The sequence below is a fragment of the Porphyromonas sp. COT-290 OH860 genome (assembly GCF_000768935.1).
Lineage (GTDB): Bacteria > Bacteroidota > Bacteroidia > Bacteroidales > Porphyromonadaceae > Porphyromonas.
Genome location: NZ_JRAR01000001.1, coordinates 24,113 through 36,127, shown reverse-complemented (window position 1 = coordinate 36,127; position 12,015 = coordinate 24,113). Strand labels below are relative to the sequence as shown.

Annotated in this window: 8 protein-coding genes; 7 read left to right on the top strand and 1 reads right to left on the bottom strand. The window is 52.4% G+C overall.

Going from position 1 to position 12,015, the window contains the following annotated elements:
• Positions 1-318 precede the first annotated feature (318 nt).
• Entirely contained in the window at positions 319-1,566 is a 1,248-nt protein-coding gene (locus HQ41_RS00180) for a hypothetical protein (RefSeq protein WP_044186307.1), read from the top strand.
• 291 nt (positions 1,567-1,857) lie between these two features.
• On the opposite strand, the gene HQ41_RS00175 is transcribed toward HQ41_RS00180, so the two are convergent.
• Positions 1,858-2,343 carry a GAF domain-containing protein gene (locus tag HQ41_RS00175; protein WP_044186305.1) on the bottom strand — a complete coding sequence of 162 codons (486 nt, stop codon included), beginning with the start codon at positions 2,341-2,343 and terminating at the stop codon, positions 1,858-1,860.
• 183 nt (positions 2,344-2,526) lie between these two features.
• On the opposite strand from HQ41_RS00175, the gene mfd reads away from it, so the two are divergent.
• The 6 genes from mfd to HQ41_RS00145 all read left to right on the top strand — a co-directional run bounded on the left by mfd (position 2,527) and on the right by HQ41_RS00145 (position 11,564).
• Positions 2,527-5,853: a transcription-repair coupling factor gene (gene mfd, locus HQ41_RS00170; protein WP_044186302.1), complete on the top strand. Its 3,327-nt coding sequence runs from the start codon at positions 2,527-2,529 to the stop codon at positions 5,851-5,853.
• Positions 5,854-5,874: 21 nt separating this feature from the next.
• A complete protein-coding gene (locus HQ41_RS00165) occupies positions 5,875-6,576 on the top strand; it encodes a Sir2 family NAD-dependent protein deacetylase (protein ID WP_044186300.1) in 702 nt (233 codons plus the stop codon).
• Between the two features lie 47 nt (positions 6,577-6,623).
• Positions 6,624-7,241, top strand: a complete 618-nt coding sequence (locus HQ41_RS00160; RefSeq protein WP_044186297.1) for a hypothetical protein — start codon at positions 6,624-6,626, stop codon at positions 7,239-7,241.
• A gap of 14 nt (positions 7,242-7,255) precedes the next feature.
• Positions 7,256-7,810 carry an RNA methyltransferase gene (locus HQ41_RS00155; protein WP_044186294.1) on the top strand — a complete coding sequence of 185 codons (555 nt, stop codon included), beginning with the start codon at positions 7,256-7,258 and terminating at the stop codon, positions 7,808-7,810.
• Entirely contained in the window at positions 7,803-8,486 is a 684-nt protein-coding gene (mnmD, locus tag HQ41_RS00150) for a tRNA (5-methylaminomethyl-2-thiouridine)(34)-methyltransferase MnmD (protein WP_044186292.1), read from the top strand. The genes HQ41_RS00155 and mnmD overlap by 8 nt, the downstream gene beginning before the upstream one ends.
• Positions 8,487-8,813: 327 nt before the next feature.
• Positions 8,814-11,564 carry a leucine-rich repeat domain-containing protein gene (locus HQ41_RS00145; protein ID WP_044186288.1) on the top strand — a complete coding sequence of 917 codons (2,751 nt, stop codon included), beginning with the start codon at positions 8,814-8,816 and terminating at the stop codon, positions 11,562-11,564.
• Positions 11,565-12,015: the final 451 nt, after the last annotated feature.

Sequence of the window (12,015 nt, the reverse complement as noted above, 5' to 3'; positions counted from 1 at the left end):
TACAGGCTAGTGTGGAGATAAACAGGCCAATAATATTTTACTGATTACAAATATTTTCCGAGATTTTATGTGTAACTTTGGAGAAAAGAGAAAAAGATTGAGATATAACCTCCCCCTTGAGTAAGAGAAGGCTATGATGTGTATGCTCGCACAAGATCTGAGGCTGAGCCCAACTTCTTACTCATGATGAACAAATGCACAGAGAGGGACTAAAGACTACAGCAAGCAATGGACGCCCTCTGTGCAGAGTAAAAACTCATAACAATGACTATGATTATGAAAACGATGAAATTTTTGTTGTGTTGCCTCCTTGCTAGTATGGCAACGCTATGCTGGGCACAAGGTAGCTTACCCCTAGAACCCCAGCACTGTACCCTCACAAGTGGCAGCTCCGAACTCTATAAGCCACTTAATTTAGTCCAGTTCTCTTTTGGAGAAGAGATTGAAGTAGCCCCTGCCGCTACTGCTTTTGTGTACGATGGCGACCGAATCGTCGCTACAAGCTCAAAAGTTTCAAGCGAAAACTACAATCTTAGACCTCAAGGATTGGCCATCATCTCTTTCGACAACGTCAAGCTACCCAAAGGACGCAAGTACACTCTAGTTGTTCCTCAAGGGGTAATACACTCCCAAGCTAATCCTCAGAAGCGTAATCTAGAGCTACGCGAGAGTTTTACCGTCCCCGAAACATTGAAATTCACAGAGACATATCCCAATGGTAGCATTGCGACTGAGAGTATGATTACGTTCTTTTTCACAACGGAAATCAAGGCTCTCGGCACCCCAGAAGCCACCCTCTACAAGGAGGGTAAGGCCGCACGTCGCTTACCCGTAAAGGCTGTCTACGACTGGGATTTGGGGCAGGCACAGGTATATTTCGGTGAGGATACAGACTTCCAAGACGGAGTACGCTACAGCATCGTGCTCCCCAAGGGGAGTGTTTCTGCTCTACAGAGAGATGACATCATCAACGAGGAGCTACGTATGGACTTCGTAGGCGCCTACAAAGAACCAGCCAGAGAGCTAAGGTTCGTTTGGTGCAATCTCTTTGACATGAGAGACTTCAGCAGGCTCAACGAGATCTACTTCGTTTACAACGAGGAGATTATCGCTGCACCCAATGCCACACTACAGCTCTACGAATTGCCAGACAAGCTCATCGCCTCTCCGAGAGCAGCCGTCCGCAAGGAAGGTAATAACTGGTTACTCTTTGCCAATTTTGGAGGCATTGAGTTAGCACCAAGGAAAGGTTACTCGATCGTTATCCCAAGGAGGAGCATCAAGGCAGTTGCCGACGGGGTACTTGCAGGGGAAACGAGTGTAGGTGTAAACGTTGGCACAGGAATGGCACCTATCGACGCCAGCCCTATCCATTACATCTGCTTGGGCAATGTCCTGCGTCTATCTCAGCTACCGCATGGAGCAGAAGTTACTGTGTTTACGTTAGACGGAGTAATGGCAGCTAGAGTACAAGCAAGCTCTTCGACCCTAGAGATTCCTCTACCCTCTGGTAGTGCCTTCGTCGTATCCATCAACGGAAAGACCTACAAAGTCATCAACCAATAGCAGATGCTCTACAGGGGAAGGATGGCGGCGCCTCATAGTACGCAAACGGCTGTGTTACCTACGGGCTTCCAGCCCTTACAAAGCAGAGGATTTCAACGCTACGCACAGCGTTGCTACGGGATGGGACGAGCCAATCGAAAGGCAATTAACCTGAACTTGTAGCGACGCCGCGTGCTGCGTCGCCGCCCATTGAGCGGAACGAATCATCAAAAAGAGGTATAGATAAAAAGGATGCGACCAAGTTGCCGCATCCTTTTCTGTGAATAGATGTAGAGATTTAGCCCTCGTGCATTATCGTAGGCATTGGGCAACGAGCTCGGCTATCGCCTCTAGGTGCAGGGCATCGACCTCATCAAAATCATCAAGCTGGTCGCTATCTACATCAATTACCCCTAGCACCTGCCCTTGAGCATCTTTGATTGGCACTACGATTTCGCTTCGGCTGCTTGAGCTACAAGCTATATGTCCGGGGAAGGCTTCTACATCGGGGACAAGCTGTGTCGCAGCCTTGGCCCATGCCGTCCCACACACGCCACGCCCACATGGGATACGTGTGCAGGCGATGTCCCCTTGGAAAGGGCCCAAAACAAGCTCCTGCCCCTCGACAAGATAGAAGCCTACCCAAAAGAACCCAAAGGCCATGCGCAGAGCAGAGGCGATATTCGCCATATTCGCCACGGCGTTGCGTTCGTAGCTGACGAGAGCCTTGAGTTGAGGGAGCAGCTCAGCATACCGCTCTGCCTTAGTAATGTGTGATAAAATGAGATGTTCTGCCATTTTCGTTGGAATAATCTTTAATTAAATAATTCACGAAACTAGGCATTTCTCCCAGAGCCACCAAACGAAGGAGCCTCATACGGCGCACTTTAGCCTCTCCACCACTGATCTCTACACCCTCGGCACAATTGTCTAGATGCGGATAATTGACGAACTTTGGAGCTACTAATCACTTACAGTTGAATGGACTTATCACGACTACGCTCGGCTTTTGCCCTGCGCTATACCTCCCTAGGGCAGAAGCTCAAAAGCACAAAGCAAGACCTATCTCTACGTGGGCGAGGTGGCTCCAGCATCGCCCTACTTATCTCTATGCTCTCGGACGAGAGGTCAGTGCTATGCATCATGGACGATGCCGACGAGGCTGGCTATCTGTATAGCGATCTGGTGCAGCTACTTGGTCAGGAGGCTGTGCTGCTCTTCCCCTCTGCCTACCGCCGTGCTATTAAATACGGTCATCGGGACGAGGCTAGTGCCATTCTGCGCTCTATGGTACTCTCCACCATTGCCGAGCGAGGCAAGCTAGGAAGTGCCCTACCGATCATCGTCACCTACCCAGAGGCATTGGCCGAGGGGGTGATGCAGGAGAGCGAGATCAGCCAAGAGCATCTAGCCATAAGCGTAGGGCAGGAGATCTCTCAGCAAGCTGTAGCGGATAAGCTACACGAGTGGGGCTTCGAACGTGTGGACTATGTCTACGAACCGGGACAGTTCGCCATACGTGGCAGCATCTTCGACGTCTACGCCTTTGCCTCCGAACACCCTCTCAGGCTTGACTTTTTCGGCGACGAGATAGACAGTTTGCGCAGCTTCGATGTAGAGAGTCAGCTCTCCATCACTAGACATGAGCACATCAGCCTAGTACCAGACCTCGCCTCAGCGACTGGCGATTTAGTCCCTCTACAAGCTCTACTCGGGGCTAGTACTCTGGTCTTCGCCTCGGATCGCCATTACCTAGCCGATCGAGTTGGGTACATCTGGCAGGACAGCCCCAAGCTCAACGACGGTGAGGGCTTCGATACGCTCGAGCAGCTCCAGCGCCTGCTCATTGCCCCCGAGCAGATACGAGAGGCAGACAGCCGCATGTGCCACTGCTACTGGCGCAACCAAGCCCGAGAGAGCTGCATCGACCTAGGGATAGAGGCACACCCAGCACTAGGCAAAGACTACGACACCCTTACTCTAAGGCTAGCCGAGTGGACAGAGCGGGGCTATGAGGTATATCTGAGCGCTGCCACCGAGGAGCAGTACAAGCGTGTGAGCGAGATCATCGTAGAGCGCCGCCCCAAACTCGCCCTACCTCTATGGCAGCAGGGCGTCCTACACGAGGGATTCGTAGATACAGCCAAGGGCATCGTCCTACTCACCGAGCATGAGATATTCGGCCGCTATCACCGCTACAACCTGCGCAGCGACAAGGCACGAGCGGGTAAGGTTAATCTATCCCTCAAGGAGCTCATGACCTTCAGTCCCGGAGATTTGGTCGTACACTCCGAGCACGGCATTGGCCGCTTCGGGGGGCTACTGACGATGGATCTAGGTGGACGCCCGCAAGAGGTCGTCAAGATCGAGTACCGCAAGGGCGACAGCATCTATGTCAATCTACACAGCCTGCACAAGCTCTCGCACTATCGATCGAGAGATGCCGCCGAGGCGACACAGCTCTCCACCCTCGGTACAGGAGCTTGGCAGCGCATCAAGGAGAAAACGAAGAAGCAAATCAAGGACATCGCCCGTGACCTCATTCGCCTATATGCCAAACGGCGAGACACTCCGGGCTTCGCTTTCAGCCCAGACTCCTACCTCCAGCACGAGCTGGAGGCATCATTTATGTACGAGTACACGCCCGACCAAGCTAAGGCGATCGAAGCTGTGAAGGCGGATATGGAGCGTTCGTTCCCGATGGACAGGCTACTGTGCGGAGATGTAGGCTTCGGCAAGACGGAGGTAGCAATACAAGCAGCCTTCAAAGCCGCCACCGACGGCAAACAAGTGGCTGTACTAGTCCCCACGACCGTACTGGCATATCAGCACTACCGTACTTTCTGCAAGCGTCTAGCAGGCTTCCCCGTACGCATCGAATATCTATCCCGAGCACGATCGGCCAAGGCCACCAAGGACATACTCAAAGATCTGGCAGAGGGTCAGGTAGACATCGTCATCGGGACGCATCGCCTAACGAGCAAAGATGTACACTTCAAGGATCTAGGGCTACTCATCATAGACGAAGAGCAGAAGTTCGGCGTAGCAGTCAAGGAACGCTTGCGCAAGCTACAAGTCAATGTCGATACGCTCACCATGAGTGCAACGCCAATCCCCCGTACGTTGCAGTTCTCTCTGATGGGCGCAAGAGATCTCTCCAACATCAACACGCCGCCTGCGAACCGTCGCCCCGTAGATACAATCCTCACACGCTTCGGAGCGGAAACCCTAGCCGAGGCGGTGAACTTCGAGCTTAGCCGCAATGGACAGGTCTATCTGGTACACAACCGCATTCAGAATATCAACGAGGTGGCAGGTGTGATCAGACGTGAAGTTCCCGATGCTCGTGTCGCCGTAGGGCACGGACAAATGTCGCCGGCCGAGCTAGAGCAGCTATTACTCGACTTCGGCAACCACGAGTATGACGTCCTCGTGGCCACGACCATCATTGAGAACGGGATTGATGTACCGAACGCCAATACCATTATCATCAACGATGCTCACCGCTATGGCCTAGGCGAGCTACATCAGCTGCGGGGGCGTGTGGGGCGTAGCGACCGCAAAGCCTTTTGCTATCTGCTTAGTCCGCCTCTGGCTACTCTACCCGAGGAGTCTAGGCGTAGACTTAGGGCGCTAGAGAACTTCAGCGAGCTAGGTAGTGGCGTGCGCATAGCTCTACAAGACCTAGACATACGTGGGGCGGGTAATGCCCTCGGCACGGAGCAGAGTGGCTTCATCGCCAATATGGGCTACGAGACCTATCAGAAAGTGTTTGAGGAGGCTGTAAACGAACTCAAAGTCGATGAGTTCAGTGAGCTCTACCGCAGTGAAGTACAGGAGCGTGCAGATCACTTCGTTGTAGAAACGTCGGTCGAGAGCGACCTAGAGCTCTCGCTCCCCGAGAGCTACGTGCCGAGCGATGCCGAGCGCATACTGCTCTACCGTGAACTGGACAATCTCTCGAGCGATGAGGAGCTCAAAGCCTTCCGTGAGCGCCTGCTCGACCGCTTCGGCGCACTACCTCAGCAGGCCGAGGAGCTAGTCCTCGTACCTCGACTCAGGCGCATCGGCAAGTCACTCGGCATCGAGAAGCTAATCCTTCGCTCGGAGATGATGAGCCTGCACCTCGTAGCGAACGAGGCTAGCCTCTACTATCAGTCGCCTGCTTTCGACAAGCTGATCAACTATGTGGTACAGCACAGCAAACGATGCGAGTTTAGAGAGCGCAACGGCCGACACATCCTGCGCATCAAGCAGGTCACAAGCATCGCAGATGCTATTGCACTCTGCGAGGATATGACGAAGTAATCACCCAACAACAACCGAAATATGAAAAAGAAACTGGTCATACTCTCGGGCGCAGGTATGAGTGCCGAGAGCGGTCTGGCGACCTTCCGAGATAGCGACGGGCTATGGATGAATCATCGTGTGGAAGATGTCGCCTCGATCGAAGGCTTCTACCGAAATCCTCAGCTCGTACTTGACTTCTATGCCATGCGCAGACGTGAGGCAGAGCAAGCTACCCCCAATGCCGGTCATCTGGCTATCGCAGCTCTAGAGCAGGACTATGAGGTGTATGTAATCACACAGAATGTGGACGATCTGCACGAGCGAGCTGGCAGTACACAGGTCATTCATCTGCACGGAGAGCTGACGAAGAACTGCTCGGTCAAAAACCGCCAACAGACTTATCCCGTCACGCCAAAGACTCTTGCCCTCAAGGTCGGAGATCTTGCCCCAGACGGCAGTCAGCTACGCCCATTCATCGTCTGGTTTGGCGAGGACGTCCCGATGATGGTGCCTGCCATTGAACTGGCCGAGCAGGCTGATATTTTCGTCGTCGTGGGCACTTCGCTCAACGTCTACCCTGCGGCAGGATTGCTTGGCTACGTCCCTCACTCCACGCCTGTCTACCTGATTGATCCTAAGCCCGTGTCTTCTGCCTACCGCAGTCAGATCCATTGGATCGAGGCTGGGGCAAGTCAAGGCCTTAGTCAGCTACGAGATTTGCTTGCCGAAGCAGAGAAATAAGCCATCCCAAGACGATATGCTACAAATCATCTTAAGAGAATACGACAATGAAACGATATATCTGCACGATACTTAGCCTACTAGTGCTCGCCAGTCTGCTATGGCCTGCTAGCCTCAGAGGGCAACAAGTAACCGATAGACTGCCAACCTATCATGCACTAGAGCTTGGGCTTGGCCGCATCGGCTACACGCTAGAGAAAAACATTGCTCCAGACCTCTCCGTAGGCTTCAGCATCGGGGTAAATAGCTCCTTCCACTTCAACTACGACCAGCAGACCATCAGAGATGGAGTATCGGAGCGGAGGACAACTCGTAGCGACTTCGGCCTCTCCCTCGCTCCTGCCCTCGAGGTGGACGCCACGTGGTACTACAACCTACTGAGGCGACAAGCCGCAGGATACAACGTAGCAGGCAATATCGCCAACTACATCACCCTAAGGGTTTCGCCCATTACGATGGCCAATCTGGTGGCTACCTCTGGCTACAATCGCCATGCTTACAGCAGTGCGCTAGTGGCTTGGGGAGCACGCCGTAGGCTAGGCTCTTCGTTGATGTACCACTACCAGATCGGGCTCTCTGCTGGCTACATCTACCCCAATCGCTACTACCAGTCGCAGTGGTACTACGCCCCAGCCATATCAGTTGGCATCGGCTACATCCTTTAATGCAATGCACATCGATGAAGAAGCTCAAAGTAACAGAAATGGCCCGCCTCGATCACGAGGGTTACAAGGCTAGTCGCAAGCTACCTCTGGTCATCGTGCTCGATGATGTGCGCAGCATGAACAACATCGGCTCGGTCTTTCGCTCGGCGGACGCCTTTCGTCTAGAGGGCTTGTACCTCTGCGGCATCACAGCTCGACCACCACACCCAGATATTCACAAGACAGCCTTAGGGGCAGAGGACTCTGTTTCTTGGCGCTATGCCGCATCGGCAGATGATGCTGTCGCCGAGTTACTCCGAGAAGGCTACAAGGTTTATGCGCTAGAGCAGGCACATGGAAGCATCTCGCTTGAGCAATTCGCTCCAATCGCAGGCGATCGGTATGCCTTGGTACTGGGCAACGAGGTCAAAGGCGTGCGCCAGAGTGTCGTAGATATATGTACGGGCTGTATCGAAATCCCACAGTTCGGCACGAAGCATTCCCTCAATGTGAGTGTGGCAGCAGGGATTGCGATTTGGCAATTCGCCCGCCCTCTACTCTCTCTACTACAAGACTCGTCCGATGAATAACCCAATCCCTCCCACTTGCCACCTGACCGAGGACGGTAGCCTAACCCTCTACAATGCCGAGCTAGGCGAACACTATCACTCCAAACATGGAGCGATGCAGGAGAGCATGCACATCTTCATCAATCTAGGGCTTCTCTTTCGCACTTCGGTTGATGAGCGTAGGCCGCTCAGGGTACTTGAGATTGGCTTCGGTACGGGTCTAAATGCTCTGCTAAGCCTAGAGCAAGCCGAGCTCATCAAGCGTCCACTACACTACACCACTCTAGAGCTCTACCCTGTCCCCGAGCAGATTTACCACCAACTGAGCTACCAAACGCCACACAATATGCCTCATGATAGCCTGCTCGCCCTACACGAAGCGGCGTGGGGTGAGGACTGTGTGCTGAGCGAATACTTCACCCTGCGTAAGGAGGCCGTCGATCTACTCGCCTATACCCCCGAGGGCGAGATAGACTTAATCTATTTTGATGCTTTCTCCCCCGAGGCTCAGAGCGAACTATGGTCGGAAGAAGTCTTCTGCCGTCTACGCAAGCACTCAGCAGCAGGGACGGTACTGGTAACTTACTGCGCCAAGGGCGAGGTACGCCGCCGACTACAGAGGGCTGGCTTCGTCGTTTCTCGCCTAGCGGGTCCTCCGGGCAAGCGAGAGGTCCTGCGTGCCGTCATACCCCTCTAGGGCAAAAAGGCTCCCCATCACGATAAAAAGGGGCTGTGTCAAAATTGAATTTTGACACAGCCCCTTTTAAGGTATCTCAGAATGTACAAAATGCAAGGCGCTAAGACTGAGGCTAACGGGAGCATACTACGGTATGTGACCGAAGCCGACGACGGAGTCCATGCGGAGCAAATGTCGCAAGCAACACTGCAGTTTGTGCATTAGGACACACCGCCATTTTGACTTTAGGACTGCAAGTTTATCCGCCACCGAACTTGACGCATCTGGATCAATTAGTTAAATTTGTCACTATCTAGAATTTTTTCTCACGTAAAAAGCAAGTAATCTATGAAAAGACAACTCATCTTATGGCTCCTTGCCCTCGTCAGTATTACATGGGGGGCGGCTCAGACCAACGAAGAGGCAACTATCAAGCTACGCTCTAGCAAACAGGGCAAGCTCTACCTAGATGTAACGCCCGTACAGGATCAGAAAATCATGATCGACTGGGGGGACGGTAACAAGGTAAGCGTCACACCCAACTGGTCGGGACGCTACATCTTCAATGCCGAAGCCAGAGGCGAAGTGATAACGATCTACGGGCAAGCCAAAGCTATCGACTTCAATGGGGGCTACAAAGATCCCAACTTACTAACGGCACTAGAGTTTCACAACCAAGAACTTATCGAGAAGATCGAGGCTAAAGGCGGGAGCATACAGACACTAGACATCAGTGCGCTAACCAAACTAACCCATCTAGATGTAAGCAAAAACAAAATCCAGCGCCTAGACATTTCCCAGCAGCCAGACCTAGTGTATTTCTTAGCCACGGACAATGAATTAGTTTCTCTAACACTTGGACAACACCCTAAACTCCGAGAGATCAAAGTCAGCCATAATCAACTCTCCGCACTACGAATACCCAACGAGCTGCCAAGCCTACGCATACTAGACATTGAGCAGAACGCTATCCTCGAAGTAGAACTGAACAAACTCCCAGATCTACGCCAGCTGAACATCAGCCACAATGGGTTTACAACTCTCAACATTGGCACACTCAAGAAGCTAGAGAAGCTCTATGCCCAGAGCAACTACCTGACTAAAATCGACCTAAAGAATAACCCAGAACTACTGGCTATAGACCTAGGAGCTAACCGACTAACCAAGCTCGATGTAGGGCAGAACACAGCACTGACGAGCATAGAGGTCGGAGGCAACAACCTCAGACGACTAGATGTGAGCAAACAGCCTAGACTCAAAGTCTTAAATATCAACAAGAATGAACAAATCAGCCACATCAACCTCTCGGCCAACCGCTACCTGCGCTCCTTCAAAGCCGACACGACAAACCTCTCTGGGCTAGACCTCTCCAACTGTACAGCCATAGACCAAGTACACCTGAGGGGCACTAGACTATCACCTTGTGCGTTCACCTACCTATTCAACACACTCCCTCCACTAGATCGCCCCACGGGCTATGCCAATATCCTACTCTCCTTCACGAGCTGGAGGGGGGCAGACTTCTCTATCCTACAAGAGAAACGCTGGAAGCACGACATAGATGCAAGCACAGATCTGGGCACTCCTGAGCCCTGTGGCGAGGTAACGCTCGCCCTAGAGGTAAGCACTGGAGGCAAAGCAACGATTGATATTTCGGGACAAGAGGTTAAGCAATTCCCCCTACAAGTAACCAAAGGGGCAACGGTCAATATCTCCACCCAAGCAGACGAAGGCTACGAGCTCGCAAGCGTGAGAGCCGTGCTTGCCGAGGCAGAAGAAGGATACCTCATATCCCCCGAGGGGACAACACTAGAGGCCGATACGAAGCTCATCATCAGCTTCCGACGCAAAGAAACCAAGCTAATCAGCCTAAAGAGCAGGATCTCCTCCGGCAGTGAGGTTGCCCTCACCCTGCGCCAGAGTGCCGATGCTACGAGCGACTATGTGCAGATAGACTGGGGTAATGGCGAGTGGGAGGACGTACAAGTAACCCGCAACCAAACCACCGCCTCCGTCATCACTGGCAAAATACTCGGCCCCACGATACACATCTCTGGAGCTGTGAATAAACTGTCTGCACCAGAGCAGAGGGTTGCAGACATTAAGTTCTCTGGAACGCCCGACATAGAGGAGATGGATCTATACGGCAACGAGCTCAAAGAGATTGACCTAGGGCTACTCGGCAAGCTCCGCGTCCTAAATTTGGCAATCAACGAGCTCAAAAAGATTGATGTAAGCAAAAACACAGCGTTGCAATCGCTGACCCTCTACGGCAATAGCGATATCACGGCACTTGATTTGAGTGCCAACAAAGCTCTCGTAGAGGTTGATATAAAAAATCTATCACTCTCGGAGCTCGCTCTAGATCTGCCTCTGCTCGAAGAGCTAAATGCCCAAGGCAATAACATCAAACAGCTAGACCTCGGCAAGACTAAGGCTCTAGTCAATCTAAGACTCGCCTACAACCCAATCGAGGCATTCGCTCCCAGCGCACCCCTAGAGCACCTGAAGCTACTCCTGCTGACCAATAGCCCTGTCAAGGAGATTAAACTGGATAATATGCCTGCCATTGAGCGACTATACCTCAGTAGCAACAGCCAGCTCCAAGGGCTCAAGTTCCCCAGCAGCATCACAGGGCTGAACTACCTTGACATCTCCGACTGCGGTCTAGATGCTTGCCAGCTAGACAAGATCTACAAGGCCATGCCTATTTGGTCGGAGAGCTCTATCGGCATCCAAGACCCCGTAACGCTCTACAACAGAGGGCAGGGCGACAAGCAGAACGAAGCCTCGACGAGCACGACTTCAATCGTGACGGACAAAGGCTGGAACGTAGCGGCAATCGGTGATGGTACGGGATGCAAGGACACAGCACTTGATGAGATAGCTAGAGGGCAGGGCTACAATTACTATGTAGAGAACCAGAGGCTATCCGTACTACTAGCAGCAGAGCTACAAAGCGAAGAGATCAGACTCTACAGCCTATCGGGCAAGCTGATCTACCGAGGCTCAGGCAAGCTAGAGCATCATCTGGCTCTGCAGAGAGGGGCATACCTGCTCGAAGTCTGCCATCAGACCAATAAGGTGCTGGTAGACTAACGTTCGAAATCTTCCGATCGTCCCTCCACTCAAGAGGAGGGACGAAACAGGGGGCTGTGGCAAAATTCATTTTTGGCACAGCCTCCACAACCCGACACTTTGCGCCCAGTGACTCGCCACCATAGGCGATCAACATACGATACGCAGCCGTTGGTGTGGCTCAACCTACACGTTAGCCCACCAACGGCTATGTATATTTGTGCAAAAGAAAAGAGACCGAAATTTATATTTTAGACCACTTCCAGATATATTAATGGGTAGATCCTCGAGGGACTAGGACATTGGGTATGGACTGCGTATTTGCCACCTAGGAGGCTCTACACAGCGCTCAACCTCATTTGGGCTCCTACCCCTTGGGGCCATGGATATCCTCGCTCAAAACGCATACACACAAAACACTAATATCCAAATATATAAAACAAACTCCACGCCAAAATCCTGCTCCGATACC

Bases quoted from the DNA above. Each gene is read 5' to 3' on its own strand.
- HQ41_RS00180 (WP_044186307.1), top strand. From the start codon at position 319: ATGGCAACGCTATGCTGGGCACAAGGTAGCTTACCCCTAGAACCCCAG.
- HQ41_RS00175 (WP_044186305.1), bottom strand. From the start codon at position 2,343: ATGGCAGAACATCTCATTTTATCACACATTACTAAGGCAGAGCGGTAT.
- mfd (WP_044186302.1), top strand. From the start codon at position 2,527: ATGGACTTATCACGACTACGCTCGGCTTTTGCCCTGCGCTATACCTCC.
- HQ41_RS00165 (WP_044186300.1), top strand. From the start codon at position 5,875: ATGAAAAAGAAACTGGTCATACTCTCGGGCGCAGGTATGAGTGCCGAG.
- HQ41_RS00160 (WP_044186297.1), top strand. From the start codon at position 6,624: ATGAAACGATATATCTGCACGATACTTAGCCTACTAGTGCTCGCCAGT.
- HQ41_RS00155 (WP_044186294.1), top strand. From the start codon at position 7,256: ATGAAGAAGCTCAAAGTAACAGAAATGGCCCGCCTCGATCACGAGGGT.
- mnmD (WP_044186292.1), top strand. From the start codon at position 7,803: ATGAATAACCCAATCCCTCCCACTTGCCACCTGACCGAGGACGGTAGC.
- HQ41_RS00145 (WP_044186288.1), top strand. From the start codon at position 8,814: ATGAAAAGACAACTCATCTTATGGCTCCTTGCCCTCGTCAGTATTACA.